A 26504-nucleotide genomic window follows, 5' to 3' on the forward strand; every position below is an offset into this window, starting at 1 on the left:
GTGCCGAACATCGTCGAGACATGGTCGAGGATCTGGTTGTTGGTCCCCGACATGCGGATCGGATCGCCGTTCAGCGAACTGCGCCCGACATGCGGCCCGGTGCGCGTGCGGACATGGCGCAGGATCATGTCGTTGCCGCCCGAGCGCGTGTCGATCAGTGAATCGACGGGATCGTAATTGGCACCCAAGCGGAACTCGATGCCCCCCGGCGAGGTCTGGCCCGCGATATAGATCTTGGGCGTCTTGATATAGGCCGCCGACTGGATCTCGATCGCGCCCGAGACGTCGAACACGCAGTAGCGCGGCCGGCCCGCGGGGATCGCATAAGGCGTGGTCACGCCAAGCGCCAGCGCACATTCGCGGTAGGTGATCTTGCCGTCCGACGGGTTGGCGGTGTCCTCGAGCGAGTTGATCTTGTAGACCACCGCGTTCGAAGCGCGCACGCTGGTGTTCTTGCCGAAGCCGATCGCGGTCGGGAAGGCGACCGGATGCTGCGCCCGATCGGGGATCGCGCCGTCATCGGGATTGCTGAACGCACCCGCCGCACCGCCGCCGCCGGGCGCTGCATCAACGGTGACTGTCGCACTCGCCGACTGTGGGCCGCTCGAGAAGCTGCACTCGATGCGGTAGCTCGTCGTTGCTGCTGGTGTCACCACCGCCGAGCCGCTCGCCGCCTTCGCACCCGAAAACTGGCCGTCGCCGCTCGCGGTGCAATTGCTCGCGCCCGTCGACGTGCTCCAGCTCAAGGTCGACGAACCACCCGTGGAGATAGACGTGGGCGAAGCGGTCAGCGTGACCGCGGGCGTCGGTGTAGGTGTCGGGGTAGGTGCAGGCGTGGGAGTGCCCCCGGGCACGTTGGGCGCGGGCGCTGATCCGCCGCCACCGCCACCGCAAGCCGACAATGTCAGTAACATTGCGGAAAATATAGATAATCCCGGACGCACGCCCAGTGCTACGCGACAAGCCACCGCGACCCCCCCTTGTTCGGGCTTTGACTGCGCCCTTCAGAGAATTCGTTTCAGGCGTCAACCATGTTTTACCTGTGCTGTTCGCCATTAAGCGTAACAACAGAACATTTCGTCTTGGTAAAGATATGGCAATTCAACAGTAACTATGGACTATCAATGGGTTATCCATTGCAGCGTGCATGAATGTTAACCATGCGCGATCGGGTCGCCCGCGTCAGCTTTGGACAGCGAACAGTGCCACGCCCGCATATTTCTCGGCTTCGGGTTCGAAGGCGGGATCGGGTTCAAAAGTCTGGTCGTCGAGCGCGAGATCGCTCAGCCCCGCAAGCTTGAAGGTGCCGATTTTCACTTCGCGCGGGGGCTTTCCATCACGCGCGACTGTCACGGCATCGATGAAGAGTTCGTCATGACGCGTGTACAGAATGTGGGGCGCCAGTTTGACCGTCCCGCGATTGTAGGTGGCGGTGACGCATTTTTTGAGCGCGATGGCTTCGAGCAGCAGCTTGTTGGAACTCATGACCTCCTGAATGACTCGGGGCCGTGCGTAGTGCAACGATTTTGTGCGTCGCAGCATCAAGCAAACGCTCTGGCACGAGGAATGCAATTCGCCCCTTGCACGCCCGGCGGCGCTTCTGCACTGTCGCGCGAAAATGGGAGGAAAGGTTTGATGATCATACGTTTGCTTGCTGCGGCGACGCTTGCCATGGCGGCGCAGGCCCATGCGGAAACGCAGGTCGTATATGCCGGCCGCGTCATCACCGAGGCAGGCAAGACGCCGGTCGGTGAGTCGACGATCACGGTGACCGATGGCCGCATCGTCTCGATCGTGCGGGGGCGCATGTCCGCGCCCGCAGGCGCCAAGGTGATCGACCTGTCGGGCAAGACCGTGCTGCCGGGCCTGGTCGACATGCACGTCCACCTTTCGGGCGATCCCGGCGGCGATTTCTGGAAAGAGGCGGTCGAGCCCGACGAATGGGGCGTGGTGGTTGGCGCGAAGAACGCGCTCAAGACCGCGCGCGCGGGCTTCACCACGGTGCGCGACCTCGGCTCGGCGCAGGAGGTCGGCTTCGTGCTCCGCCGCGGCACCGCCCAAGGGCTGATCCCGGGACCGCGCATCGTCTCTTCGGGGCCTGGCATCTCGATCATCGGCGGACATGGCGACGTTTCGGGCTTTCGGCCCGAGGTCAATGCCGTGCTCGACGGCCACAATACGTGCACCGGCGTCGAGGAGTGTGCGGCGCGCGTGCGTGAGGCGTCCAAGAACGGCGCCGACGTCATCAAGATCACCGCGACGGGCGGCGTATTGTCGCAGCAGGGGCGCGGTCTCGGCCAGCATTTCACCGAGGTCGAGATGAAGTCGATCGCCGATACCGCGCACAGCCTGGGCCTTCGCGTCGCGGCGCACGCGCATGGCGCGCGCGGGATCGAAAGCGCGGCGCGCGCGGGTATCGACACGATCGAGCACGGCACCTTTGCCGATGCCGCCGCGATCAGGGTGATGAAGGAGAAGGGCACCGCCTATGTGCCGACACTGATGGCCTTTACCGGCATCGGCGACCGACTGGGCAAGGGGGTCTATACACCCACCGTAGAGGCGAAGGTGCGCGAGACGCTTGGCAATGTCGGCAAGGCGCTGAACGCCGCGCACAAGGCGGGCGTGACGATCGTCTTCGGCACCGATGCCGCGGTCTATGAGCATGGCCGCAATGCCGAGGAGTTCGGCAAGATGGTCGAGCTGGGCGGGATGACCCCGGCGGAAGCGCTGGCGAGCGCGACCACGACGGCGGCAAAGCTGCTCGACATGGAGAATGAGATCGGCCGGATTGCGCCGGGCTATTCGGCGGATATCATCGCGGTTTCGGGCGATCCGCTGTCCGACATTCGCGTGCTTGAAAAGGTCGATTTCGTAATGGTGCGAGGCAAGACGATCCAGTGACGGAAACGGTACAGGGCGGCGACTATCAGGCGGGGCCACCCTCGCAGCGGCTCGCGCAGATCGGCGAGATCGTCGCGGCGCGGCTGGCCGCGGCGGAGGGCGTCCAGAAGATCCCGCTCGACACGATCGAGCTGTTCGCGAGTCCCGATTTCCTCGACGCGGAGGAATGCGCGCGGCTGATCGCGATGATCGATGCGACCAGCCGGCCCTCCGCACTTTTCTCGGAAGGCGAGGGCAGCGGCTTCCGCACCAGCTATAGCGGCAATCTCGATCGCTGGGACGCGCAGGTCGAGGCGATCGACGAGAAGATCTGCCGGCTGCTCGGCATCGATCCGCGACACGGGGAGACGCTGCAGGGGCAGCGCTACCGGACCGGGCAGGAATTCAGGCCGCATCACGACTTCTTTCACGTCAACCAGCCCTATTGGCCGCAGATGGAGGCATCGGGCGGCCAAAGGAGCTGGACCGCGATGATCTATCTCAATGTGCCCGAAAGCGGCGGCGCTACCGACTTTCCCGCCGCGGGCGTTTCGGTCAATCCGCGGCAGGGGCTGCTCATCACCTGGAACAATATGGAGCGCGACGGCGCGCCCAATCTGCGCACGCTCCACGCCGGCACCCCGGTGACAGCGGGCAGCAAATACATCGTTACCAAATGGTTCCGCGAAAGGCCGTGGATCTGAAGGTGCTGGCGACGCCACTCGTTCAACAACGATCTGCCCAGTTTCGCAAAATCGTGACACATTGGCGGCCGTTCGTTCGCGTGCCCACTCCAACCACCGGAGACCCGCCATGCCCACGTTCACAGCCTCGGAAGAGCACAGCCACCAACTTCGCCCTCCTTCAGTCTTTGCGCGCAGGCCGATCCTGACCGGGATCGCGGTCGGAGTAGCGACGCTGCTGCCGCACGCCTTCATGTCCCCTGAAGTGTCGCTGGGGTTCGCCGCAGTCATCATTGCCCTGATTGCGGGCATCTATTTCGGCTTCGCGGTCATGAACGGGTCACCGCACGACCAGTTCGTCGAGTTCAACGTCACCGGGATGTTCGCGGTGGCTGCGCTCGTGGGCCAGCTCGCCTGGCCGATCCTGCTGCCACTCGCCTATCTTGCCCACGCGCTCTGGGATTTTGCGCACCACAACCGCTCGCGCCTCAAGCTGGTCGCGATCCCGAGCTGGTATGTGCCGTGGTGCGTCGTCATCGACGTCATCGTCGGGGTTGGTCTGCTGGTCATCTGGCGCATCGACGGCATCATCTGACGCTGCGGATCGCTAGCCCGGCGGCAGGCGCTCGATCTTCACCTTGTCGGGATAGAAGGCGAGATGGCCCGCGATCTCGGCGACGGCGGGATGGGGCTGTTCGTAGCTCCACACCGCATTGGCGCTTTCGCCGATGTCGAAATAGCTGGCCTCGCCCTTGTAGGGGCAAGTCGTGTGGTGGCTCGACGGCGTGAGCAGTTCCATGTGCGCATCGCCGCGCGGTACATAGAGCACCGGCGGGTAGCTGGCTTCGGCGAGCGACAGCGCGTGGCTGGTGTCGGCCACCATCTGGCCGTCGGCGGTCACGCGGACGCGCCCGGCAAAGGGCGTGATGGTGATGGGATGATCGGGTCCGGGCAATTTCATCGCGACGCTCCTTTCCTGAGAGACGCGATATAGGTGCCTGCCGCGCCGTTACAATTTGCGACACAGGCTTTCATTTCACTGACGAAACCGTTCGCGTTCGATTCAGGCGGACTCGGGCATTTCCTGGTTCACCGGCAGGCACGGGCCTCGCCGGGGTATCAGGAGTTCGAACATGCGTAAGTTCATTGTTGCCGCACTGATGGTCGCCACGGTCATGCCGTCGGCCGCCATGGCCCAGTCGCAGGCCGAGCTGCGGCGCGATCGTCAGGATATCCGCCAGGAGCAGCGTGAGCTGAACCGCGCCGTCCGCAATGACGCACCGCGCCGCGAGATCCGCGATCAGCGGCAGGACGTCCGCGAGGCGCGCAACGAATATCGCGAGGACCAGCGCGACCGCAATTGGGGCCGCAACGACTGGCGCAGCTATCGCAACACCAACCGTGCGCTCTATGCCCGCGGCAACTGGCACGCGCCCTATCGCTATCAGGCCTTCCGGCCGGGCGTGCGCATCAAGCCCGCATATTATGCACAGCGCTACTGGATCGCCGATCCCTGGCGTTATCGCCTGCCCAGGGCGACGGGCCATCAGCGCTGGGTGCGTAATTATGACGACCTGATGCTCGTCGACATCCGTCGCGGCGTCGTCGTCGACGTGATCCGCAATTTCTACTGGTAAGCAGGCAGTAGGAATCACGCGGGGGGCGGCCCCGGCACGGCGACGTGCCGGGCTGCTTGCCTTATCCGGGGTACTGTTATAGTTCGATAATACAGATCCCGTCGGAGACCCCCATGACGCTTTCCAAGTCCGTTCGCGCAGCGCTCCTGCTTTCGGTTGCTGCGCTCGCCCCCGCTTTGCCGGCCCTGGCGCAGCAGGCGGCTGCGGTTGCGGCCGCGAACGATGCGCACGCCCAGCTCCACAAGCTGTTCGCCGATAGCGATGAGGCCAACCTCAAGCGCAATCCGATCAGCGCGCTGTTCCGCGGCGATCTGCGCTATGCCGACCGGCTGGGCGACTATGTCAGCGCCGCCTATTTCGATGCCGAGCGTGCGGCGGCGCAGGACGACCTGAAGCGGCTCCACGCGATCGATCGTGGCAAGCTCAACGCGACCGACCAGATCGCCTATGACGTGTTCGACTGGCAGACGCGGCTGACGCTCAAGAACCTGACGCCCGACATGCTCGCGCTCACCGCGGTGCGGCCGATCGACCATTTCACGGGCTTCCACACCTTCTATCCCAGCTTCGCCTCGGGGCAGGGCGCGGCGCCGTTCAGGACGCTTATCGACTATGAGAACAACCTGAAGCGCCACAAGGAATATGTCACGCTGATCGATCGCTCGATCGCGCGTTTCCGCGAGGGGATGAAGTCGGGCGTCGTCCAGTCGAAGATGACGGTCAACAACATGATCGGCCAGCTAGACAACCTGATCAACCAGGGCGTCGACAATTCGGTGTTCATGGGTCCGGTCAAGAAATTCCCCGAAGGCATTTCGGCGGCCGATCAGGCGCGGCTGAAGGCGGAATATGCGGCCGCGGTGAAGGACGAACTGCTCCCCGCGCACACGCGGCTGCGCGATTTCCTCAAGAACGAATATCTGCCCGTGGCGCGCGAGCAGGTCGGCATTTCCTCGATGAAGGGCGGCGCCAAGGTCTATCAGGCCGCGATCGAGCAACTCACCACGCTGCCGCTCACGCCCGACTATGTCCACAATCTCGGCCTATCCGAAGTGACGCGGATCAAGGGCGAGATGGAAAAGATCAGGAATCAGGTGGGCTACAAGGGAACGCTCGCCGAGTTCTTCAACTATCTGCGTACCGACCCCAAGTTCAAGCCGAAGACCAAGGATGATCTCGTCAACGGCTATTATGCCATCGGCAAGAAGGTCGATGCGCGGATCGGCGAGCAGTTCTCGACCATCCCCAAGACGCCGCTCGAGATCCGCTATTACGAGCCGTGGCGCGAGAAGACGCAGGCGGGCGGCTCGTACGAGCCCGGCATATATGATCCCAAGAACCTGTCGAAGAACCGGCCCGGCATCTTCTACTTCAACACCTATGATCTGCCCTCGCGGACGACGCCGGGGATGGAGACGCTTTACCTGCACGAAGGTGCACCGGGCCACCATTTCCAGATCAGCCTCGCGCAGGAGAACGGGGCGCTGCCCGCGTTCATGCGCTTTGGCGGCAATACCGCCTATGTCGAGGGCTGGGGCCTCTACGCCGAGACGCTGTGGAAGGAGCTCGGCATGGAGACCGATCCCTATCAGCGCTTCGGCGGGCTCGACGACGAGATGCTGCGCGCGATGCGGCTGGTCGTCGATAGCGGGATCCACGCCAAGGGCTGGACGCGCGAACGGGCGATCCAGTACATGCTCGACAATTCGAGCATGGGCAAAACCGACGCCACCGCCGAGGTCGAGCGCTATATCGCCTGGCCGGGGCAGGCGCTCGCCTACAAGGTCGGCCAGCTCAAGATCTCCGAGCTCAAGAAGCGCGCGCAGGACAAGCTGGGCGCGAAGTTCGATCCGCGCGAGTTCCACGCGCAGGTGCTGATGACCGGTGCGCTGCCGCTCACCGTGCTCGAAAAGAAGATCGACGACTGGATCGCGTCGAAGCAATAACCGCGATCGAAAAAGAAAAAACGGGGTGAATGCAGCAATGCATCCGCCCCGTTTTCGCATTTCGTCGACTCCCGGGCGTTCTTGGTAGAATCCTGCGCGCGCTGATCGTTGCGTTGACTAGCGTCGTTCCTGCAAGGGGAGGAGGGTTATTTATCATATGCGTCTTTTGTCGTTGGTGAGTCTCGTCGCCGTCACGCTTGCCGCGCCCGCGGCTTCGCAGCCCGCACCTGTGATGCCCACCGAGGCATCGATCCCGCTGGAGGCGGGTAAGGGCAGGGCTGTCGCACTCGACCTTGCGGACCAGCTCGAGGCCAATTTCGTCTTTCCCGAAACGGCCAGGCGTTATGCAGCTGCACTGCGCGCCAAGGCGCAGTCCGGAGGCTATGACAAGGCCGCGAGCCGTGAGGCGCTGGCCGAAATGATGACCGCCGATGTCCAGGCGGTCGCCCGCGACGGGCATCTGCGCGTTTTTGCAAGCCCGCCCGATTTTTCGCGCCCCGCCGGGCAGCAGCGCAGCGCGCCGCCACCCGTGGTGGAAAAGGCGCGCTGGATTGCCCCGGGCATTGCGTTCGTCCGCTTCAACGGCTTTCCCGGCAGCCCCGAATCGGTCGCCGCGACGCAGCAATTCGTCCGCGACTATGCCGATGCCAAAACGCTGATCATCGACATTCGCACGCATGGCGGCGGCCGGCTCGGCGAAATGGATGCATTGTTCCCCGCGCTGTTCGCGCAGCCGACGCGACTGGTGACGATGGAGACACGCGCCGCCGCCGAGGAGCCGCTGGGCGATCTGCCCACGCTCAAGCAGGTCGCATCTTCGCCCGAGGTTTCCCAGCGCGAACACTGGGCGCTGCCCGCCAGGCCGGCCAGCCCGCTTGCCGCGTCCAAGGTCTATCTGCTGACCTCGGGCGGCAGCGCCTCCGCCGCCGAGCATTTCGCGCTCTCGCTGAAGCGCACGCATCGCGCCACGCTGATCGGTGAAGCCACCGCGGGTGCGGGGCATTATGGCGATATCCGCCCGTTGGCGCACGGCTTCGCGGTCTTCCTGCCCGTGGGGCGCACCTTCGATCCGGATACCAATCAGGGATGGGAAGGCATCGGCGTTGCGCCCGATATCGCGGTCCCCGCGAAGCAGGCGCTGGTCGAGGCGCTCAAGCGTGTCGGCATCGCACCCGCCGAAGCCGAGCGGCTTTCGGCAGAACTCGAACCCCAATGGCCAGTGCGTCGTCCCCGCGCGTCGGCGCACTGAGCGCCCTCCGCCATCGCTCCGGCGCACACCGGAGCGATGGCGGGCGCATATCGCTCAGGCGCTGAGCCGCTTGTAGAAGAACGTCGTCGGGCAGAGCTTTCCGTCGGGATAGAGCGCGAAATCGGGAATCTCGCCGACGCGCTGCCAGCCAAGGCCGACATAGAGGCTCTCGGCCGCGCTACCCGTCACCGTGTCGAGCACCAGCAGTGTAAGCCCCATCGCACGCGCCTCGCGCTCGGCGGCCTCCATCAGCAGCCGTGCGACGCCGCGCCGCCGCGCCCCCCGATGGACGAGCATCTTGGCGATGTCGCCCCTGTGCGGCTGGTTGTCCGGCCCTGCGCGTGCCACCGTCACCGTGCCGATCGTTTCGCCATCGATCAGCGCCGCGAGCACGCGCATCTCGTCGACCGCGACCGCCCGCGACTTGTCGCGCCAGAAGGCTTGTGCACGCTCCGGGGTGAGGTCGGCCATGAAGCTGACCGACGCGCCGCCCGCCACGCAATCAAGAAGCACCGCGCCCAGCGCGTCGGCGCTGTTCGCCAACGCGTCCGCGGTCAGGCTGACGACGTTGACGGTCACGCCGAGGCCAGCGCCTCGGCGATCAGCTTGCGGCTGTTCTCGATGCCGTAGAGCGCGATGAAGCTGCCCATGCGCGGACCCTGTTCCTGCCCGAGCAGCGTCTCGTAGAGCGCCTTGAACCAGTCGCGCAGGCTTTCGAAGCCATAGGCTTCGACCTTGCCGACGCTGTAAACCTCGTTCTGGATGCTCTCGGCATCGGCATCGACGGGAAGCGCCGCGAGGCGCGCGTCGAGATCCTTCAGCGCCTCGGCTTCGTTCGCTGTTGGCGCACGACGCTTCAAGGTCGGCGCGATGAAGTCGCGGTGATAGGCGAGCGCATAGTCGATCAGCCGGTCGAGCGCGGGGTATTTGGCCGGATCGGCATCGGGGACGTAATTGGCGAGGTAGCCCCAGACCTGATCCCTGCTCGCCTCGCCCATCACGCCGACGAGATTCAGAAGCAGCCCGAAGGTCACGGGCAGCGCTTCCTCGGGCACCTGGCCGTTATGGATATGGTGGACGGGGTTGCCGAGCCGCTCCTTGAGCGCCTGGTCCTTCCAGTTGCCGCGGAACTGCCAGTATTCGTCGATCGCGCGCGGGATCACGCCCATGTGCAGCGATTTCGCCTTTTTGGGCTCGCGATAGGCGTAGAAGGCGAGGCTTTCCTCGGGGCCATAGGTCAGCCATTGCTCCATCGAGAGGCCGTTGCCCTTGGACTTGGAGATTTTCTCGCCCTTTTCGTCGAGGAACATCTCGTAGTTAAACCCCTCGGGCGGACGGGCACCGAGCGCGCGGCAGATCTTCGACGACTGCGTCACCGAATCGATCAGGTCCTTGCCCGACATCTCGTAGTCGACGCCCAGCGCGACCCAGCGCATCGCCCAGTCGACCTTCCATTGCAGCTTGGCGGCGCCCGAGAGGATCGACTGTTCGACGGTTTCGCCGTCATCCTCGAAGCGGACGATGCCATTGTCCGCATCGACCACGGTGATGGGTACTTGCAGCACGACTCCCGACTTCTGGCTGATCGGCAGCACGGGCGAATAGGTGGCCTGGCGTTCCTTGCGCAGCGTCGGCAGCATGATGCCCATGATGTCGTCATAATGCGTGAGAACGAGCTTCAGCGCCGCGTCGAAGCGGCCCGAATGATAGCATTCGGTCGCCGAGAGGAATTCATATTCGAAGCCATAGCGATCGAGGAAATCGCGCAGGATGGCGTTGTTGTGGTGCGCGAAGCTCTCGAACTTGCCGAAGGGATCGGGGATGCGCGTCAGCGGCTTGCCGAGATGGTCGGCCAGCATCTCCTTGTTGGGAACATTGTCGGGCACTTTGCGGAGTCCGTCCATGTCGTCCGAAAAGGCGACCAGCCGTGTGGGGATATCCGACAGCGCCTCGAATGCCTGGCGCACCATCGTCGTGCGCAGCACCTCGTTGAAGGTGCCGATATGCGGCAGACCCGAGGGGCCATAGCCTGTCTCGAACAGCACATGCCCCTTGTCGGGCGTGCCACCCGCATAGCGTTTGAGCAGCTTGCGCGCTTCCTCGAAAGGCCAGGCCTTTGATTCCATCGCGGTGGCACGCAGGTCGCTCATCTGTTGCTCTTTCGTTCCGTGTAGGCTTAACGGGGGAGATGGCGGCCTCTTTGCCCTATCCCGCGCTCTATGCAAGCCATGGCGGCATCTGGATGGCCACGCCTGACGGAGAAACGCGCGGTCTGGGGCGCGGCGAGGCGATCGCGCGCGCCGCCGAAACCCCTCTGATCGTGCTCAACGCGCCGCTGATCGGGCAGCGGCTGGGCTATCCCGACCTGTCGGGACTCGACTTGCTCGAGCTGTTCGCCTTCGTCCATCCAGCGCGCTTCGCGGTGCCGACGCCAAAGGGGCTGGCGCGTGCGATAGGGCTGGCGCCGCCCGAACATGATTCGGAGGTCGCCGCTTTCCTGTGCCGTGCCGCTGCGGCGCTGCTCGAACGGGCCGATGATCCGCACTGGGCCGAACGCGAGGGCGCGTGGACCGCGGCGCAGACGCTCGCCCGGCTGCGCTGGCCCTGGGCGACGGTGCTTGCCGATCGGCTGGAAAAACCCGAACGCGCCGAGCGCTGGCTGTTCTCGAAGCTGCCCGAATGGGAGGACGTAGCTCCCCGAACGCCACCGCGGACGGTGTCGCTCGACGCCGCCGAGGTCGCCGGGCGCCTCGACGACCTCACCGGCCATGGCGCCGAGATCCGCCCCGGCCAGCAAGGCTATGCCGCCGCTGTCACCGAAGCCTTCGAACCGCGCACGCGCCGTGACGAGCCCCGGCTGGTGCTCGCCGAGGCGGGGACGGGGATCGGCAAGACGCTTGGCTATCTCTCACCCGCCTCGCTCTGGGCCGAACGCGCCGACGGGCCGGTGTGGGTCTCCACCTATACCAAGACGCTGCAGCGCCAATTGTCCAGGGAGAGCGAGCGGCTTTTTCCCGATCCGCGCGTGCGGCGCAAAAAGGTCGTGCTGCGCAAGGGGCGCGAGAATTATCTGTGCCTGCTCAATCTCGAGGATGCACTGCAGGGCGGTTTTGCCGGGCGTGCGGCGATCCTGGCGCAACTCGTCGCGCGCTGGGCCGCATTCAGCGCGGATGGCGACATGGTCGGCGGCGATCTTCCGGGCTGGCTACCTACGCTCTTCCGTCGCGCCGGCGCCACCGCGCTCACCGACCGGCGCGGCGAATGCGTCTATGCGGGCTGTCCGCATTACCGCAAATGCTTCATCGAGCGCGCGAGCCGCGCCAGCGCCGACGCCGACATCGTCATCGCCAACCATGCGCTCGTGATGGTCAATGCCGCGCGCGGACGCGAGGCCGCGAACCGCCCGACGCGGCTGGTGTTCGACGAGGGTCATCACCTGTTTGACGCCGCCGATTCGATGTTCGCCACCGCGCTGACAGGTCAGGAGGCGATCGAGCTCCGCCGCTGGGTGACGGGGCCTGAGGGGAAGTCGCGCGGGCGGCGGCGCGGCCTCGCTGCCCGGCTTTCCGATGTCGCGAGCTACGACATGGAGGGTGGGCAGGCGATTTCCGAGGCAACCAGTGCCGCGCAGGCCTTGCCCTCGGACGGCTGGCTCCAGCGGCTGGCCGAGGGCGCACCCTTTGGTCCGATCGAGGCGCTGCTCGCCGCGGTGCGCGGCACCACCTATGCGCGCGGTGCCAAGGGAAACGAGGATGCGGGCTATGGGCTCGAAACCGAGATGGCCGAACTCGATGGTGCGCTTGTCTCCGCTGCCCAGCCCGCGGCCGAGGCGCTGGACGCGCTGCTGCGGCCGCTCGTCCGGCTCGGCCGCAGGCTCGAGGCGCTGGTCGAGGACGGCCCTGACTGGCTCGACGGGCAGGCGCGCGCGCGTGTCGAGGGCGCGATCGCAAGCCTTGGCTGGCGCACCGACGCGCTGGCGGGCTGGCTGTCGCTGCTGTCGCGGATCGGCGGCCCTGCCGATGCCGATTTCGTCGACTGGCTCGCGGTGGATCGCATCGAGGGGCGCGACTATGATGTCGGGCTGCACCGTCACTGGCTCGATCCGACGCGTCCGGTCGCCGAGGTCGTGCTCAAGCCCGCGCACGGCGTGCTTGTCACTTCGGCGACGCTCAAGGGCGGTGGCGACTGGGATGTCGCCGAGGCGCGCAGCGGCGCGCTGCACCTGGCGCAGCCCGCGACGCGCTTCGAGGCGCCGAGCCCATTCGACTATGCAACGCAGGCTGAGGTGCTGATCGTCACCGACGTCAAGAAGGGGGACATCGCGGCGCTCGCGGGCGCCTATGGCCGGCTGGTGATGGCGGCCGAGGGCGGCACGCTCGGCCTGTTCACCGCGATAAGGCGGCTGCGCGCGGTCCATGCGCGGATCGCCGATCGGCTCGCGCGCGAGGGGCTGCCGCTTTATGCGCAGCATGTCGATCCGATGGATACGGGCACCCTGGTCGACATCTTCCGCGATGATCCCCGCGCCTCGCTGCTCGGCACCGATGCGCTGAGGGACGGTGTCGACGTGCCAGGGCATTCGCTGAGACTCGTGCTGATGGAGGGCGTGCCCTGGCCCAAGCCCACCGTGCTTCACGCCGCGCGGCGGCTGGCGGGCGGGGGCAGCGCCTATGACGACCAGATCATCCGTGCGCGGCTGGCGCAGGCCTTCGGGCGACTGATCCGCAGGGCCGACGATCGCGGACTCTTCGCAATGCTCTCGGCCGCGATGCCCTCGCGTCTGTTATCGGCCTTTCCGCCGGGGACACCCGTTCACCGGGTTACGCTGGACGAAGCGGTCGCGCACGTTAAAGACCGTCTTGGTCCTGTCATCCAGAGCGGGCAGGAGACCGCCGGGATCGCGCCATCGGAGAGGGCATGAAGACGCTGACATTGCTGCGCCACGCGAAATCGAGCTGGGACGATCCCGTGGCGCGCGATTTCGATCGTCCGCTCAATGCGCGCGGCATCCGGGGCGCCAAGCGCATGGGGCGTTATCTGCGCGATGAGCAGCTTGCCTATGACCATCTCGTCTCGTCGCCCGCGATCCGCTGCACCGAAACGCTCGACTATCTGTGGGACGGCATGGGCCGGAGCATGACGCCGAGCTGGGACCGGCGTATTTACCTGGCGTCCGCCGCGACCTTGCTGGACGTCGTTCACGACGCGCCCGACAGCGCTGACACGCTGCTGATGTGCGGCCACAATCCGGGCTTCGAGGATCTGATCCTGATGCTCGTTCCCGATCGCCACGGCGATGCACTGCGCGATTCGGTGGAGCAGAAATTCCCGACCGCGGCGCTCGCCGAGATCGAATTCGACGTCGATCACTGGAGCGACATCAAGAGCAGCAGCGGCCGACTGATCCGTCTTATGCGCCCGCGCGATCTGGATGCCGAACTGGGCCCCGTGCCCCACGGGCACTGATTTCAGCGCCTGGGTGTTCCCAGCACCGGAGTGCGCGTCAGGCGCCGGAGAGCGCCTGGGCCAGGCTGGCGCGCAAGTGCTTCAACTCGCCGATCAGGTCGAGGCCTGGCGGCGTGGCGACGATCGCCACTGGCGCCGGGGGCGGGGCGATCGACTCGCCTCCGCGTGCGCTCAGCAGCTTCTGGACGCCCTTGATGGTGTAACCCTCCTGGTTGAGCAGGCGGTTGATCCTGCGCGCGAGCGCCACGTCCTCCGGCCGGTAGTAGCGGCGTTTGCCCGCGCGCTGCAGCGGACGGAGCTGTGGGAAGCGCGACTCCCAGTAACGCAGGATATGCTGGGGCAGGTCGAGATCGTCGGCGAGCTCGCTTATCGTCAGAAACGCGCCGTCAGCTTTGTCCGACATGCGGCGGTCAGCCCGCCTTGACGATCCGGTCGCGGAGCATCTGGCTCGCGCGGAAGGTCAGCACGCGCCGCGGTGCGATGGGCACCTCGACGCCCGTCTTCGGATTACGGCCGATGCGCTGCCCCTTGTCGCGCAAAACGAAGCTCCCGAAGCCCGAGATCTTCACATTCTGCCCCTCGGCGAGAGCGTGGCACATATTGTCGAGTATCTGTTCGACCAGTTTGGAGGATTCGGCGCGTGAAAGCCCGATCTCCCGGTGGACCGAATCAGCCAGATCGGCGCGCGTCAACGTCGGTGCGGAAGCCATATTCATCCCCTTCTCTACGGCTTTGAAATCATTCTATCGTTTCGTGACCGAAGATTCAATTGACGGAGATCAATAGCGTACCACCGCGGCCCCCCACGTAAAGCCGCCGCCCATCGCCTCGAGCACCACTATGTCGCCCTTTTTGATCCGTCCGTCGCGGACCGCGTGATCGAGCGCGAGCGGAACCGATGCAGCCGAGGTATTGGCGTGCTGGTCGACCGTGACGATTACCTTGACCGGATCGAGCCCGAGCTTGCGCGCGGTCGCGTCGAGGATGCGCGCATTGGCCTGGTGCGGGACGAGCCAGTCGATATCGTCGGGCGCCAGCCCCGCGGCCTCGAGCGTCTCGCCAAGGACATTGGCGAGATTGACCACGGCATGGCGGAAGACCTCGCGCCCCTTCATCCGAATCTTGCCGACGGTGCCCGTGGTGGAGGGGCCACCATCGACATAGAGCAACTCGTTATGCCGGCCATCGGCATGGAGTTTTGCGGACAGCACGCCCTGCTCGCCCTCGCGCGCGGCGAGCACGATCGCGCCCGCGCCGTCACCGAAGAGCACGCAGGTGTTGCGGTCTTCCCAGTCGAGGATGCGCGTCATCGTCTCGGAACCGATCACCAGCGCGTTGGTGGCAGCGCCCGAACGGATCATGCTGTCGGCGACCGAAAGCGCATAGAGGAAGCCCGAGCACACCGCCTGAACATCGAATGCGACGCAGTCGTCGATGCCCAGCGCCGCCTGGACGCGCGTCGCGGTGGCGGGGAAGGTCTGGTCGGGGGTCGCGGTGGCGAGCACGATCAGGTCGATTTCGCGCGCCTCCATGCCTGCGGCCTCGAGCGCCTGCTGCGCGGCGGCGGTGGCGAGCGTCGAGGTCGTCTCGTCGGGGCCCGCGACATGGCGGAAGCGGATGCCGGTGCGCTCCACGATCCATTCGTCCGAGGTGTCGACCTGCTGGGCGAGCTCGTGATTGGTCATGCGCCGTGCAGGAAGTGCAGAACCGGTACCCAGAATCGCCGCGCGACGCGTCATGCTTCAACCACCTCTGGCCCGACATGGGCTTTGAAATTGTCCAGATCCTCGGTGATCCGCCGCGCCAGATCGGCGCGCACCATCTTCGCCGCGACGTTGATCGCGTTCGCGACGCCGACCTCATTGGCGCTGCCATGGCTTTTCACCACCAGCCCGTTGAGGCCCAGGAACACCGCGCCATTATGGTTGTTGGGATCGAGATGGTGCTTCAGGAGCTCGGTCGCGGGGCGCGAGATGAGGAAGCCGATCTTCGAGCGCAGCGAACTGGTGAAGGCGCGCTTCAGAAGATCGCCCACGAAACGCGCGGTGCCCTCCGCGGTCTTCAATGCGATATTGCCCGAGAAGCCGTCGCAGACGATGACGTCGACCTCGCCGCGCGACAGCCGGTCGCCCTCGATGAAGCCGTTGAACTGCATGGGAAGATAGGTCGCCTCGCGCAGCGCGGTGGCGGCGTCCTTGATCTCGTCGGTGCCCTTCAGGTCCTCGGTGCCGATGTTGAGCAGCGCGACGCGCGGGCGGTCGAGTTCGAGCACGGTGCGGGCATAGGCTGCGCCCATCACCGCGAACTGGATCAGGTTCTGGGTATCGCACTCGGTATTGGCGCCGAGGTCGAGCATGACGAGGTCATTGTCGCCAAGGCTGGGCAGCAGCGCGGCGAGGGCGGGGCGATCGATCCCCGGCATCGTCCTGAGCGCAAGCTTGGCCATCGCCATCAGCGCACCGGTATTGCCCGACGACACCGCGGCGCCCGCGTCGCCGCGCTTCACCGCGTCGATCGCGAGCCCCATCGAGGTCGTGCGCGCACGCCGGATCGCCTGGCTCGGCTTGTCGGCGCCCGTGATAATCTCGGGTGCGTGCAGGATCTCCGACGCGGCACTCAGATTGGGGTGTTTTTCAAGCCCCGCCCTGATCTGTGCCTCATCGCCGACGAGCAGGAAGCGCATGCCTTCGTTCTGGCGCCGCGCACGCGCGACGCCAGCCAGCATGACCGCCAGGCCTTCGTCGCCGCCCATCGCGTCGATTGCGATCCGCGGCGATCTGCCCACCCGTCCTGACTCCTCGGAAAGAAGCTGCGTCAGCCTTCGGCCGAAACGATCTCGCGGCCGTTATAGTGGCCGCAGGACGGGCAAAGGTTGTGCGGGCGCTTCAGTTCGCCGCAGTTCGGGCATTCCTGAAAGCTCTCGACGCTGAGCGCATCATGGCTGCGGCGCATGCCGCGCTTGGACGGCGTGGTTTTTCTCTTGGGGACAGCCATTCCGGCACCTGTTCCAGTTCTTTAAAAATACAATTCTGCGGTTACGCCCTTGATGCCTTGCTGGCAACCGACGGCCTGTTAAGACCGCGGACCATCGCGGCCGGGCTCATCGCGAGCGAAGCCGCGCGTATAGCGATTCTCCGAGGAACTGCAAGGGCCGTTGCTTGGCGCGCCCAAGCATGACAGTTTCACGCCGCAACTCAACGGGGGGATGACATGATATTGCCGGTGACGCTTACCATCGCGGGTGCTGCCGCGGTGCTCAACATCTGGCTTGCGATGCGCGTGGGGCGCGTGCGCACCGCCGAAAAGGTCTCGATCGGGGACGGCGGTTGTCTCCAGCTCACCGCGCGGATGCGCGCGCACGCCAATTTCGTCGAATACGCGCCTTTCGTCCTGATCCTGATCGGGCTGATCGAATTCGCACAGGGCACGTCGGTCTGGCTGTGGGGCGTTGGTGCGCTCTTCATCCTCGCACGCGTGGCGCACGCCTTCGGCATGGACGGCGTCGGCAAGGCGCGGATGGTGGGGACGATCGTCACCTTTCTCACGCTGCTCGGCCTTGGCCTCTATGCCATTGCGATACCTTATCTGGCGGGTGGCGAGGATCCCGTCGTCACCGAGATCCAGTCGGTCGGCTGAACGAAGGAAGCGATCATGCCCGTGCTCAAGATCACGCTCCTCTATGCTGCGATCCTTGGCCTCATCAATCTCTGGCTGTCGTGGCGCGCGGGCAAGATTCGCGTCAGCGACAAGATCATGATCGGCGATGGCGGCAACGAGCTGCTACGCGCCCGGATGCGCGCGCACGCCAATTTCAACGAATATGTCCCGCTCGCGCTCATCCTGATGGCTCTGATCGAGTTTCATGTCGGTCCGGCGCTGGGCCTGTGGGTGCTGGGCAGCCTGCTGTCGGTTGCGCGGCTTGCGCATCCCTTCGGCATGGAGCGACCGGCGCCGAACCCGTGGCGCTCGGGCGGCATCCTCGCGACCTATCTCGTCACGCTCGCGCTGATCGTCTGGGCGATCTACGTCGTCTTCCAGCCCGCGGGACCGCTGGTCGATCCGCGTTTCGCCTGAGCGGGGCCCCAAACTTCACAAAGCTCGCGCATATAACAATGTCAAAAAGCCGCGGGGCGACCGGCAAAGACCGACCCCGCGGTGATTGTGACAAGGCGCGGGCGTGTAGGACAGCGGATAGTTCAGGCGCGCGCGATCGCCGAATCGCTCACGAAGGGATTGGTCCGGCGCTCGTGCGCGAAGTTGCTCATCGGGCCGTGGCCGGGGACGAAGGCGGTGTCCCCACCCAGCGGCCAGAGCTTCTGCGTGATCGCGTCGAGCAGGTCCTGATGGTTGCCCATCGGGAAGTCGGTGCGGCCGATCGATCCCTGGAACAGCACGTCGCCGACGATCGCCAGCTGCGATTCAGGATGGTGGAAGACGACATGACCAGGCGTGTGGCCGGGGCAATGGATCACGTTCAGCGTCAGATTGCCCACGGTCACGACGTCGCCGTCGTCCAGCCAGCGGTCGGGCTCGAACACGCGGCCGTCGATGCCGTATTTGCGGCCGTCATCGTCAAGCCGCGAAATCCAGAAGCGATCGGCCTCGTGCGGCCCCTCGATCGGCACGCCGAGTTCCTTCGCCAAAGTTCCTGCCTGGCCGCAATGGTCGATATGGCCGTGGGTGATCAGGATCTTCTCGATCTCGACGCCCGTCTGTTTGAGCGCATCCTTCAATTTGTCGAGATCGCCGCCGGGATCGACAAAGGCACCCTTGTTGGTTTCGGTGCACCAGAAAAGCGTACAGTTCTGCTGCAGCGGCGTGACCGGAATGATCGCGGCCTTCAAGGGGGGCGTGGGCTTGTCCATGGTGGCAGGACATGGCGGCGCGGGCGGGGAGATGCAAGCCCGGCGCGAAGTCGCGCGGCCGACAGACCGCTTTTCGAATGGCAAAGCGCTGGCTAGTGAATGACGATGAGGATGAAAGGCGCACGCATATGATCATCGCCCCCGACGCGGAGGTCCTGCCACCGCCTCCGGCACGCAAGCCATGGTATGCGCAGCTCTATTTGCAGGTGCTGGTCGCGATCGCCGCAGGCGTGCTGCTCGGGCACTTCGCCCCCGCTACGGGCGAGGCGCTGAAGCCTTTGGGCGACGCCTTCATCAAGCTGGTCAAGATGGTGATCGCGCCCGTCATCTTCCTGACGATCGTCACCGGCATCGCGGGCATGCGCGATCTCGCCGCGGTCGGTCGCGTCGCGGGCAAGGCCTTTGCCTATTTCCTGTTCTTCTCGACACTGGCGCTGGTCATAGGCCTGGTCGTCGCCAATGTCGTGCGTCCCGGCGCGGGGCTCAACATCGACCCGGCGACGCTCGACGGCTCCAAGGTGAGCGAGTTCGCGGCCAAGGCGCATGACAGCACGATCACGGGCTTCCTGGCCTCGATCATCCCCGACACCTTCCTGTCGGCGATGACCGGCGGCAACCTCCTCCAGGTGCTGTTCGTGTCGATCCTGTTCGGCATCAGCCTCGCGCTGATCGGCGATCGCGGCACGAAGCTGCTCGATCTGCTCGAGGATATCTCGATCGCCTTCTTCAAGCTTGTCGCGATCGTGATGAGGGTCGCGCCGATCGGCGCGTTCGGCGCGATGGCCTTCACCATCGGCAAATACGGTGTTGGCACGCTCGCCAATCTCGCCGCGCTGGTCGGCACCTTCTACCTGACCTCGCTGCTGTTCGTGATCGTCGTGCTCGGGCTTGTCGCGAAGCTGTGCGGCTTCTCGATCTTCAAGCTGATCGCGTACCTGAAGGCCGAGCTGCTGCTCGTGCTGGGCACCTCTTCGTCGGAGAGCGCGCTGCCGAGCCTGATCGAGAAGATGGAGCGCGCGGGCTGCCCCAAGTCGATCGTCGGGCTCGTCGTTCCCACGGGCTACAGCTTCAACCTCGACGGCACCAATATCTACATGACGCTCGCCGCGCTGTTCATCGCGCAGGCGTGCAATGTCGAGCTCACGATCGGCCAGCAACTGCTGCTGCTCGGCGTCGCCATGCTCTCGTCCAAGGGCGCGGCGGGGGTGACCGGCGCGGGTTTCATCACGCTCGCGGCGACGCTCTCGATCGTGCCCTCGATCCCCGTCGCGGGCATGGCGCTGATCCTCGGCATCGACCGCTTCATGTCCGAATGCCGCAGCCTCACCAATTTCATCGGCAACGCGGTGGCGACGGTGGTGGTGTCGAAATGGGAGGGCGCGCTGGACAAGCCCCAGTTCGATGCGGCGCTCGCGGGCAAGATGCCGCGTGTGGAGGATCTGCCGAAGGGGGTTGTGGCGGCGGAGTGAGGTGGTCGACGTCTGAAATGTCGCGCTAGCTGCCATTCCCTGGCTGGTCATCACAATGTTTCGCGGCGCGAGATGCGGGCTTCAAGTGCGGAGGCATTTCATCTTCGAAGTATCCGACATAACCGGTCTTTGCGATGACCCATACTCTCCACAGAAGGAAGCATAGCCAAGCAACGGCGAATATAATGGATGGGATCCACCACCATTTTCCTATCACGGAAACGCCGAACATTGGTAACACGCCGATCATGTAGAGGACCTTCCCATCGTATAGGCCGCCAGTTTGCATCTCATCTGCCCAGAGGACAAATCTTCGGTAAAAGCTCACGAGTACCTCCAATCATGCCCGTTTTTATCAGATGGCAGTGTATCTGCTAGGGTTCGTCGGCGCACAGTTTCGATAGTGAAACGATCTGTCGAGGGTGGGTAGCGAGCGCGGCGAGCCATTCAAAGCCCGTGTTTTGATCGCCTGACGGCGACACCCACCCCTAACCCCTCCCTTTAAGGGAGGGGCGAGATTCGGGTCGGGAGCGGACATTGCCCTAAGCCCTCTCCCGCCTTCGCGGGAGAGGGTTGGGTGAGGGTCTTTTATTCTTCTGTCGCGCTCCGGCAAGGCCTCGTCATCAAACAAGACAAGACCCTCACCGACTGCGACTAGGCCGCACGCGGCCAAGTCTTCGTTGCCTCTCCCGCGAAAGCGGGAGAGGGTTCGATGTTCGGGTCCTACGGCGCCGTCCTGAGCGGGTGCGCGCCCGCGAGGATCAGCGCGAACATGCCATCGGGGTCGGTCCATTCGCGCAGGGGCGTCCAGCCGCCTGCGCGCAGCAGCAGGCGGGCGTCGCGCTGGCCGTATTTGTGGCTGTTCTCGGTGTGGATCGTCTCGCCGCGCTGCATCGAGAAGCTTGCGCCCTCGACGGTGAAGGTCACGTCGCGTGTCGCCTCCAGATGCATCTCGATCCGCGCGTAGAGATCGTTCCAGATCGCCTTGTGACGGAAGGCGTCGACGGGGATCGTGCCGCCCAACTCGCGGTTGATGCGGTGGAGCAGGTTGAGGTTGAAGCGCGAGGTGACGCCCGTCGCGTCGTCATAGGCGTGCACGAGGACGTCGGCGTCCTTCACGCGGTCCATGCCGATCAGCAGCAGCGACCCCACGCCCAGCGATTCCCGCATCGCGCGCAGCAGGTCGACCGAGGTGCGCGCGATCATGTTGCCGATCGTCGATCCGGGGAAGAAGCCGAGCTTGGGGAGCGCGCCGACGCTCAGGGGCAGGTCGATGGGGTGCATGAAATCGGCCTCGACGGGCTCGACCCTCAGGCCAGGAAAGCTGGTCGCCAGCGCCGCGGCGGACTCGCGCAGGAAGTCGCCCGAAATGTCGATCGGGACATAGACGGCAGGGTCGACCGCGCGGAGCAGGTGCGGTGTCTTCATCGAGGAACCCGAGCCGAATTCGACCACGGCGCGTCCCGGCCCCGCGATCTCGCCGACCTCGGCCGAATGCTTCTCGAGAAGCGCGGTCTCGACGCGCGTCGGATAATATTCGGGAAGCTGCGTGATCTCCTCGAACAGCTCCGAACCCGCCTTGTCGTAGAACCAGCGCGCGGGGATGGCGCGGCGGCGCGTATCGGCAAGGCCCTTCAGCACATCGGCGCGGAAGGCGGGATCCGCGGATTCGGCGGGGAGCGGCGGGGCGTCCTGTTCGAGCAGCATCTCAAAGGTCCTTTGCCAGCCTGAGCCCGGTGAACTGCCACCGCTGATGCGGGTAGAAGAAGTTGCGATAGCTGGCGCGCGCATGGCCGCGCGGCGTCGCGCAGCTCGCACCCTTCAATACGAACTGCCCGCTCATGAACTTGCCGTTGTACTCGCCCACCGCGCCGGGGGCGGGGCGGAAGCCTGGATGGGCGAGATAGGCGCTCGCGGTCCATTCCCAGACATCGCCGAACATTTGCCTGAGTCCGGTGCCATCGCGCGTAGCGCGCGGACGCACCGGGCCGGCGGCGTCGAGCTGGTTGCCGCCGAGCGGATCGAGCGCGGCCGCGGCACTCTCCCACTCGGCTTCGGTCGGGAGCCGCGCCCCCGCCCAGCGCGCGAAGGCGTCGGCCTCGTAATAGCTGATATGCGTGACCGGCGCGGCGGGGCGCACAGGGTGCAGCCCGTCGAGCGCGAACTGCACCCAGTCGCCATGCTGCCGCTGCCAGTAAAGCGGCGCCTCGATCCCTTCGCGCTGTACCCAGGTCCAGCCGTCCGACAGCCAGAAATCGGGGCGCTGATAGCCGCCATCGTCGATGAAGGTGCGCCACTCTGCATTGGTGACGGGGCGGTCGGCGAGCGCATGACGCGCAAGCAGCACGGGGTGCCGGGGCCCTTCGCAGTCGAACCCGAAGCCGGTTCCGTCATGCCCGATCTCGGCGATGCCATGTGCGCCCTCGATCCAGTTGATCGACCCGGGCGCAGGCGCAGGGGCACCGCGCGGCATATCCCAGACCGCGGGTGCGAGAGGATTGAGCGCGAACAGGCTCAATATGTCGGTCAGCAGCAGTTCCTGATGCTGCTGCTCATGGTGGCAGCCAAGCTCGACCAGCGCGCGGGTGGTGTTGTCGAGCACGGGCAGTGCCTCGACCAGCGCCGCGTCGACATGCGCGCGCCATGCGCACACCTCGTCGAGCGACGGACGCGTGATCATGCCGCGGCGTGGCCGTGCGTAACGGGGGCCTTCGGCCTCGTAATAGCTGTTGAACAGGAAGGGCCAGCGCTCGTCGAACAGCCGATAGCCCGGCACATGGTCGCGCAGCACGAAGGTCTCGAAGAACCAGGTCGTGTGCGCCAGATGCCATTTGGCGGGGGAGGCATCGTCCATCGCCTGGACAGTGGCGTCGGCATCCGAAAGCGGCGCAACCAGCGCCTCGCTCAGCTTGCGGACATCGCGGTAAAGCGTGGAAAGCGCGTCGGGCGCGGAGGTCTGGTCGAGCCGTGTTGCCATAATGTTCTACAGCATCCCCATATATCGCGGCCCGTCAAGCGACCCAATGACAATACGTGTCAGCAGTGAAACAGTTTCAGCGCGATGCGCCCGGCACCCACAATATGTCGCCTTCGCCCCGCGCATTGAGGACGCGGCACATCACGAAAAGATGGTCCGACAGCCGGTTGAGATAGGCGAGCGCCTGCGGATTGAGCGCGTGGTCGCGTGCCGCGGCAACGGCGGATCGCTCTGCACGACGTGTGACGGCGCGTGCAAGATGCAGCGCCGCGGCACCCGCATCGCCGCCCGGAAGGATGAAGCTGCGCAGCGGTGCGAGATCGGCATTCATCGCGTCGATCTCCTGCTCCAGCCGCGCCACCTGTGCGGGGACGATGCGCAGCGTCATCTCGCCGGGGGTGAAGTCCTCGCCCGGCGTCGCGAGATCGGCGCCGAGGTCGAACAGGTCGTTCTGGATGCGGCGGAGCATCGTCGCGTGGCCGCCCGCACCGATCGCGGTGACCGCGACGCCGATCGCGCTGTTGGCCTCGTCGACGTCGCCGATCGCCTGCATGCGCGGATCGTGCTTGGCGGTGCGCGACCCATCGACCAGCCCCGTCGTGCCGTCGTCGCCGGTACGCGTGTAGATCCTGTTGAGCTTGACCAAGCGCTCAGCTTTCGCGGCCGTACAGCGCCAGCAGCAGCACGACGAGGATGATCGCGATCGCCTGCCACAGGATGCGCATCTGCATCGCCTTGTTCTGCTTCAGGCTCGATCGGCTGGGGCCTTCCCCTTTGAGGTCCTCCTCGGTGGTGCGGAGGAAGACAATGATCCCGCGCACGAGCATGACAATGGTGGCGATCATCGCGACGACGATAAGGATGGCGAGGAAGGTGCTCATGACCCGCCCTCTCTAGGCGCATCCCCCTGTAAATCCAATGGGCGATAGCCATTGGGGAAGCGTCCCTCACGCATATCGGCAATCAGTTGCGCGGGATCTGCGCCCGCCGCGCGCAGGTCGGCGATCGCGGGCGCGTTGTTGCGCTTGGCGAGGCGTTCGCCGTCCGCGGTGCCGATCAGCGGGTGATGGACATAGACGGGGCTCTGCAGGTCGAGCAGCGCCTGGAGGAGGCGGTGGACATGCGTCGCGGGCAACAGGTCGGCTCCGCGCACGACATGGCTGATCGCCTGTTGGGCATCGTCCACGGTGACCGCGAGGTGATAGCTGACCGGCGCGTCCTTGCGCGCGAGCACGACATCGCCGTGAATTTCGGGGCATGCGGCATGCGCCACGCCGTCGCCATCGCACCAGCTTAGCGGCCCCGCCGCCGCGGACGCCCTGGCGACGTCGAGCCGCCAGCAATGTGCCTCATGCACGGCGCGCACCTCTGCAATATGCGGCTCGAGCCCCCGGCAGGTTCCGGGATAATGGGGGCCGTCGGGGCCGTGCGGAGCGCTGGCGCTTGCGGCGATCTCCCGGGCGATTTCGGCGCGCGTGCAGAAGCAGGGATAGACCAGCCCGCGCGCCTTCAGATCCTCGAGCGCCATCGCGTAGAGCGAAAGCCGCTGCGACTGGAAGATGATCTCGCCCTCCCATTCGAGCCCCAGCCAGAGCAGGTCCTCGATGATCCCGACGGAATGTTCCTCGCGCGCGCGACCGGGATCGATGTCCTCGATCCGCAGCAAAAAATGGCCGCGTCGCTGCGCCGCGAAATCGTGGGCCTGGAGCGCCGACCAGGCGTGGCCAAGGTGGAGCTGGCCGGTGGGGCTGGGCGCGAACCGCGTTGCGATCTCGGTCATCGGGCAGGGCAATCCAAAAACAAAGGTTGACCGCGAGTCGCGACATATGGTGTCATGACCATGTCATCATTCTCGGCAAGTGGAGTGCGGGCAATGGGAGGCCGCGTGACGCCATGTATCATCCCGATCTGATCCGTCATCCGGACAGTTGTCCTGCGTTGGTGCTCAATGCCGATTTCAAGCCATTGAGCTATTACCCGCTGAGCCTGTGGCCATGGCAGACCGCGGTCAAGGCGGTGTTTCTCGATCGCGTGACGATCGTCGACCATTATCAGCGCGAGATCCGAAGTCCCTCCAGCGCGATGAAGCTCCCCTCGGTCATCGCGCTGAAGCAATATGTGAGGCCTTCCGAACATCCCGCCTTCACCCGCTTCAATCTGTTCCTGCGCGATCGCTTCCAGTGCCAATATTGCGGTGTCTCGCGCGACCTCACCTTCGACCATGTCATCCCGCGCGCGCAGGGCGGGCGCACCACTTGGGAAAATGTCGCCACCGCCTGCGCGCCCTGCAATCTGAAAAAGGGCGGGCGCACGCCCCAGCAGGCGGGGATGCAGCTGCACATCACCCCGATCCGCCCGACGAGCTGGTTCCTTCAGGAACATGGCCGCAGCTTCCCGCCCAACTATCTCCACGATACCTGGCGGGACTGGCTCTACTGGGATATCGAACTGCTCGCCTAGATCGCGTGGGCCAATTCAGCGGCCCGCGGCCACCAGCCCTGAACGACCGATAGCAAGGGCTATTTGCCGGAAGCGGACCGTTCGGATACGCCGACATTGCGGATATCAAGATGGACGTGACACAAAGCGCTCATGACGACCACTCGTATCAACCCACAGCATCTCCACGCGACACTGACAATAGGTGGTGATTGCGAGGTGCCGATCGCCAGCGAGCAAGAGCTTCGGCAAGTTCTGAGAGGTTTACAAAGCTTACCCGCTGGAGGCGTGGCGACCCTCGCCCGTAGTTCCAAAGATTATATAAGAGCGACGCGGCACGGTGAACTTTGGTCGGTGGTCACTCGACGTGGGGGCTATCTGTCACTCGCATCGTTCACAGCGGACATGACCACGGAGTATAGCGAACGCCAAGTGCGAGAGGACCGAGCTGCCAGTTCGTTGTGGAAGCGGATCGCCAAGCGTGTCGCTTCCCCACCGCCGGAACGAGCCCTGAGCGCGGCACAGGTTGAAACGCTTTTCACTGAGTATCTTGTTGGCCGACGGTTCAGAATCCCACAAGCAGGGGCTTGATTGCGGCGCATTTCCGCTTGCGACGAGATTGCGGCCGTAAGGTCCTCCCCGGTACGGAAAGGTGGCAGCGCGGAGGATTGACGGAAGGGCTGCGCTGAATTGGCGGGTTTTACGCCAGCCCCTCCACCACGCTTCGCATGGTCCCCCTCCCCGTACCGGGAGGAATTGGGACATCCGCTCCCCACAACAAATTGGCCGCGCGGATCGCCTGGCGTGATGCCCGAAACATGGGGTAATCGCGGCGCGATTCGCCCTCAGTCACGGCCAGACGTGCTGGCTGGCAGGGTGGTTGCTCCCCG

The 26504-nt window shown here is 65.2% G+C and carries 28 protein-coding genes; 12 read left to right on the plus strand and 16 right to left on the minus strand.

The features are described from left to right. On the minus strand, positions 1-746 hold a 746-nt coding region (locus tag AC3WJD_RS18820), incomplete at its 3' end, for a hypothetical protein (RefSeq protein ID WP_492748275.1). Positions 747-1182: 436 nt separating this feature from the next. Beyond that, positions 1183-1485 carry a WYL domain-containing protein gene (locus tag AC3WJD_RS18825; RefSeq protein WP_492748276.1) on the minus strand — a complete coding sequence of 101 codons (303 nt, stop codon included), beginning with the start codon at positions 1483-1485 and terminating at the stop codon, positions 1183-1185. A gap of 150 nt (positions 1486-1635) precedes the next feature. On the opposite strand from AC3WJD_RS18825, the gene AC3WJD_RS18830 reads away from it, so the two are divergent. From AC3WJD_RS18830 to AC3WJD_RS18840, 3 genes are all read left to right on the plus strand, one after another. Continuing rightward, a complete protein-coding gene (locus tag AC3WJD_RS18830) occupies positions 1636-2904 on the plus strand; it encodes a metal-dependent hydrolase family protein (RefSeq protein WP_492748277.1) in 1269 nt (422 codons plus the stop codon). Further along, on the plus strand, positions 2901-3587 hold the full coding sequence (locus AC3WJD_RS18835) for a prolyl hydroxylase family protein (protein ID WP_492748278.1): 687 nt from the start codon (positions 2901-2903) through the stop codon (positions 3585-3587). Before AC3WJD_RS18830 ends, AC3WJD_RS18835 begins: the two co-directional genes overlap by 4 nt. Before the next feature lie 109 nt (positions 3588-3696). Next, a complete protein-coding gene (locus tag AC3WJD_RS18840) occupies positions 3697-4161 on the plus strand; it encodes a hypothetical protein (protein WP_492748279.1) in 465 nt (154 codons plus the stop codon). A gap of 12 nt (positions 4162-4173) precedes the next feature. On the opposite strand, the gene AC3WJD_RS18845 is transcribed toward AC3WJD_RS18840, so the two are convergent. Beyond that, entirely contained in the window at positions 4174-4527 is a 354-nt protein-coding gene (locus tag AC3WJD_RS18845) for a DUF427 domain-containing protein (protein WP_492748280.1), read from the minus strand. Between the two features lie 172 nt (positions 4528-4699). Between AC3WJD_RS18845 and AC3WJD_RS18850 the strand changes: the two genes are divergently transcribed. From AC3WJD_RS18850 to AC3WJD_RS18860, 3 genes are all read left to right on the plus strand, one after another. Continuing rightward, on the plus strand, positions 4700-5203 hold the full coding sequence (locus AC3WJD_RS18850) for an RcnB family protein (RefSeq protein WP_492748281.1): 504 nt from the start codon (positions 4700-4702) through the stop codon (positions 5201-5203). 113 nt (positions 5204-5316) lie between these two features. Beyond that, complete coding sequence (locus tag AC3WJD_RS18855; protein ID WP_492748282.1) at positions 5317-7149, plus strand: DUF885 domain-containing protein; 1833 nt, start codon at positions 5317-5319, stop codon at positions 7147-7149. Between the two features lie 157 nt (positions 7150-7306). Next, positions 7307-8398, plus strand: a complete 1092-nt coding sequence (locus AC3WJD_RS18860; protein ID WP_492748283.1) for a S41 family peptidase — start codon at positions 7307-7309, stop codon at positions 8396-8398. A 54-nt stretch (positions 8399-8452) separates the two neighbouring features. On the opposite strand, the gene AC3WJD_RS18865 is transcribed toward AC3WJD_RS18860, so the two are convergent. After that, positions 8453-8977: a GNAT family N-acetyltransferase gene (locus AC3WJD_RS18865; protein ID WP_492748284.1), complete on the minus strand. Its 525-nt coding sequence runs from the start codon at positions 8975-8977 to the stop codon at positions 8453-8455. Continuing rightward, positions 8974-10548 (minus strand): lysine--tRNA ligase, encoded by a 1575-nt coding sequence (locus AC3WJD_RS18870; protein WP_492748285.1) that lies wholly within the window; start codon positions 10546-10548, stop codon positions 8974-8976. Before AC3WJD_RS18870 ends, AC3WJD_RS18865 begins: the two co-directional genes overlap by 4 nt. A gap of 38 nt (positions 10549-10586) precedes the next feature. Here AC3WJD_RS18870 and AC3WJD_RS18875 point away from each other — a divergent pair, with 38 nt between their 5' ends. Both AC3WJD_RS18875 and AC3WJD_RS18880 read left to right on the plus strand, forming a co-directional pair. Beyond that, positions 10587-13319 carry an ATP-dependent DNA helicase gene (locus AC3WJD_RS18875; protein WP_492748286.1) on the plus strand — a complete coding sequence of 911 codons (2733 nt, stop codon included), beginning with the start codon at positions 10587-10589 and terminating at the stop codon, positions 13317-13319. Further along, positions 13316-13864, plus strand: coding sequence for a SixA phosphatase family protein (locus AC3WJD_RS18880; RefSeq protein ID WP_492748287.1), 549 nt, complete (start codon positions 13316-13318; stop codon positions 13862-13864). The genes AC3WJD_RS18875 and AC3WJD_RS18880 overlap by 4 nt, the downstream gene beginning before the upstream one ends. 37 nt (positions 13865-13901) lie before the next feature. On the opposite strand, the gene AC3WJD_RS18885 is transcribed toward AC3WJD_RS18880, so the two are convergent. From AC3WJD_RS18885 to rpmF, 5 genes are all read right to left on the minus strand, one after another. Further along, entirely contained in the window at positions 13902-14267 is a 366-nt protein-coding gene (locus AC3WJD_RS18885) for a MerR family transcriptional regulator (protein ID WP_492748288.1), read from the minus strand. Positions 14268-14274: 7 nt separating this feature from the next. After that, a complete protein-coding gene (locus AC3WJD_RS18890) occupies positions 14275-14574 on the minus strand; it encodes an integration host factor subunit alpha (protein WP_492748289.1) in 300 nt (99 codons plus the stop codon). Positions 14575-14643: 69 nt separating this feature from the next. Next, positions 14644-15603 (minus strand): beta-ketoacyl-ACP synthase III, encoded by a 960-nt coding sequence (locus AC3WJD_RS18895; RefSeq protein WP_492748290.1) that lies wholly within the window; start codon positions 15601-15603, stop codon positions 14644-14646. Further along, entirely contained in the window at positions 15600-16649 is a 1050-nt protein-coding gene (gene plsX / locus AC3WJD_RS18900; RefSeq protein ID WP_492748292.1) for a phosphate acyltransferase PlsX, read from the minus strand. Before plsX ends, AC3WJD_RS18895 begins: the two co-directional genes overlap by 4 nt. A gap of 29 nt (positions 16650-16678) precedes the next feature. After that, complete coding sequence (gene rpmF / locus AC3WJD_RS18905) at positions 16679-16858, minus strand: 50S ribosomal protein L32 (RefSeq protein ID WP_492748294.1); 180 nt, start codon at positions 16856-16858, stop codon at positions 16679-16681. Positions 16859-17074: 216 nt separating this feature from the next. Between rpmF and AC3WJD_RS18910 the strand changes: the two genes are divergently transcribed. Next, the gene (locus tag AC3WJD_RS18910; RefSeq protein WP_492748295.1) at positions 17075-17500 is read left to right on the plus strand and encodes an MAPEG family protein; all 426 of its coding nucleotides are present in this window, start codon (positions 17075-17077) and stop codon (positions 17498-17500) included. A 15-nt stretch (positions 17501-17515) separates the two neighbouring features. Next, complete coding sequence (locus AC3WJD_RS18915) at positions 17516-17938, plus strand: MAPEG family protein (RefSeq protein WP_492748296.1); 423 nt, start codon at positions 17516-17518, stop codon at positions 17936-17938. Positions 17939-18060: 122 nt separating this feature from the next. Here AC3WJD_RS18915 and AC3WJD_RS18920 read toward each other — a convergent pair whose 3' ends face one another. After that, positions 18061-18729, minus strand: coding sequence for an MBL fold metallo-hydrolase (locus AC3WJD_RS18920; RefSeq protein WP_492748297.1), 669 nt, complete (start codon positions 18727-18729; stop codon positions 18061-18063). 128 nt (positions 18730-18857) lie between these two features. Between AC3WJD_RS18920 and AC3WJD_RS18925 the strand changes: the two genes are divergently transcribed. Continuing rightward, complete coding sequence (locus AC3WJD_RS18925) at positions 18858-20198, plus strand: dicarboxylate/amino acid:cation symporter (RefSeq protein WP_492748298.1); 1341 nt, start codon at positions 18858-18860, stop codon at positions 20196-20198. 723 nt (positions 20199-20921) lie between these two features. Here the strand turns inward: AC3WJD_RS18925 and egtD are convergent. The 5 genes from egtD to gluQRS form a co-directional block, all read right to left on the minus strand. After that, positions 20922-21905 (minus strand): L-histidine N(alpha)-methyltransferase, encoded by a 984-nt coding sequence (egtD, locus tag AC3WJD_RS18930; protein ID WP_492748299.1) that lies wholly within the window; start codon positions 21903-21905, stop codon positions 20922-20924. Position 21906: 1 nt separating this feature from the next. Continuing rightward, on the minus strand, positions 21907-23175 hold the full coding sequence (egtB, locus tag AC3WJD_RS18935; RefSeq protein WP_492748300.1) for an ergothioneine biosynthesis protein EgtB: 1269 nt from the start codon (positions 23173-23175) through the stop codon (positions 21907-21909). 76 nt (positions 23176-23251) lie between these two features. Then, positions 23252-23821 carry a cob(I)yrinic acid a,c-diamide adenosyltransferase gene (locus tag AC3WJD_RS18940; protein WP_492748301.1) on the minus strand — a complete coding sequence of 190 codons (570 nt, stop codon included), beginning with the start codon at positions 23819-23821 and terminating at the stop codon, positions 23252-23254. Between the two features lie 4 nt (positions 23822-23825). After that, positions 23826-24056, minus strand: coding sequence for a twin transmembrane helix small protein (locus tag AC3WJD_RS18945; protein ID WP_492748302.1), 231 nt, complete (start codon positions 24054-24056; stop codon positions 23826-23828). Then, on the minus strand, positions 24053-24955 hold the full coding sequence (gene gluQRS / locus AC3WJD_RS18950) for a tRNA glutamyl-Q(34) synthetase GluQRS (RefSeq protein ID WP_492748303.1): 903 nt from the start codon (positions 24953-24955) through the stop codon (positions 24053-24055). The genes AC3WJD_RS18945 and gluQRS overlap by 4 nt, the downstream gene beginning before the upstream one ends. 113 nt (positions 24956-25068) lie before the next feature. Between gluQRS and AC3WJD_RS18955 the strand changes: the two genes are divergently transcribed. Continuing rightward, the gene (locus AC3WJD_RS18955; RefSeq protein ID WP_492748304.1) at positions 25069-25635 is read left to right on the plus strand and encodes an HNH endonuclease; all 567 of its coding nucleotides are present in this window, start codon (positions 25069-25071) and stop codon (positions 25633-25635) included. Positions 25636-26504: the final 869 nt, after the last annotated feature.

Source organism: Sphingobium sp. FW306-1B-F04DB, from assembly GCF_058781925.1.

Excerpts from the sequence above, each read along its gene's own strand:
- gluQRS (WP_492748303.1), bottom strand. The coding sequence starts at position 24,955 with ATGACCGAGATCGCAACGCGGTTCGCGCCCAGCCCCACCGGCCAGCTC.
- AC3WJD_RS18955 (WP_492748304.1), top strand. The coding sequence starts at position 25,069 with ATGTATCATCCCGATCTGATCCGTCATCCGGACAGTTGTCCTGCGTTG.
- AC3WJD_RS18870 (WP_492748285.1), bottom strand. The coding sequence starts at position 10,548 with ATGAGCGACCTGCGTGCCACCGCGATGGAATCAAAGGCCTGGCCTTTC.
- AC3WJD_RS18860 (WP_492748283.1), top strand. The coding sequence starts at position 7,307 with ATGCGTCTTTTGTCGTTGGTGAGTCTCGTCGCCGTCACGCTTGCCGCG.
- AC3WJD_RS18895 (WP_492748290.1), bottom strand. The coding sequence starts at position 15,603 with ATGACGCGTCGCGCGGCGATTCTGGGTACCGGTTCTGCACTTCCTGCA.
- AC3WJD_RS18850 (WP_492748281.1), top strand. The coding sequence starts at position 4,700 with ATGCGTAAGTTCATTGTTGCCGCACTGATGGTCGCCACGGTCATGCCG.
- AC3WJD_RS18875 (WP_492748286.1), top strand. The coding sequence starts at position 10,587 with ATGGCGGCCTCTTTGCCCTATCCCGCGCTCTATGCAAGCCATGGCGGC.
- egtB (WP_492748300.1), bottom strand. The coding sequence starts at position 23,175 with ATGGCAACACGGCTCGACCAGACCTCCGCGCCCGACGCGCTTTCCACG.
- AC3WJD_RS18825 (WP_492748276.1), bottom strand. The coding sequence starts at position 1,485 with ATGAGTTCCAACAAGCTGCTGCTCGAAGCCATCGCGCTCAAAAAATGC.
- egtD (WP_492748299.1), bottom strand. The coding sequence starts at position 21,905 with ATGCTGCTCGAACAGGACGCCCCGCCGCTCCCCGCCGAATCCGCGGAT.
- AC3WJD_RS18855 (WP_492748282.1), top strand. The coding sequence starts at position 5,317 with ATGACGCTTTCCAAGTCCGTTCGCGCAGCGCTCCTGCTTTCGGTTGCT.
- AC3WJD_RS18920 (WP_492748297.1), bottom strand. The coding sequence starts at position 18,729 with ATGGACAAGCCCACGCCCCCCTTGAAGGCCGCGATCATTCCGGTCACG.
- AC3WJD_RS18925 (WP_492748298.1), top strand. The coding sequence starts at position 18,858 with ATGATCATCGCCCCCGACGCGGAGGTCCTGCCACCGCCTCCGGCACGC.
- AC3WJD_RS18840 (WP_492748279.1), top strand. The coding sequence starts at position 3,697 with ATGCCCACGTTCACAGCCTCGGAAGAGCACAGCCACCAACTTCGCCCT.
- rpmF (WP_492748294.1), bottom strand. The coding sequence starts at position 16,858 with ATGGCTGTCCCCAAGAGAAAAACCACGCCGTCCAAGCGCGGCATGCGC.
- AC3WJD_RS18945 (WP_492748302.1), bottom strand. The coding sequence starts at position 24,056 with ATGAGCACCTTCCTCGCCATCCTTATCGTCGTCGCGATGATCGCCACC.
- AC3WJD_RS18890 (WP_492748289.1), bottom strand. The coding sequence starts at position 14,574 with ATGGCTTCCGCACCGACGTTGACGCGCGCCGATCTGGCTGATTCGGTC.
- AC3WJD_RS18830 (WP_492748277.1), top strand. The coding sequence starts at position 1,636 with ATGATCATACGTTTGCTTGCTGCGGCGACGCTTGCCATGGCGGCGCAG.
- AC3WJD_RS18845 (WP_492748280.1), bottom strand. The coding sequence starts at position 4,527 with ATGAAATTGCCCGGACCCGATCATCCCATCACCATCACGCCCTTTGCC.
- AC3WJD_RS18915 (WP_492748296.1), top strand. The coding sequence starts at position 17,516 with ATGCCCGTGCTCAAGATCACGCTCCTCTATGCTGCGATCCTTGGCCTC.
- AC3WJD_RS18910 (WP_492748295.1), top strand. The coding sequence starts at position 17,075 with ATGATATTGCCGGTGACGCTTACCATCGCGGGTGCTGCCGCGGTGCTC.
- AC3WJD_RS18885 (WP_492748288.1), bottom strand. The coding sequence starts at position 14,267 with ATGTCGGACAAAGCTGACGGCGCGTTTCTGACGATAAGCGAGCTCGCC.
- AC3WJD_RS18880 (WP_492748287.1), top strand. The coding sequence starts at position 13,316 with ATGAAGACGCTGACATTGCTGCGCCACGCGAAATCGAGCTGGGACGAT.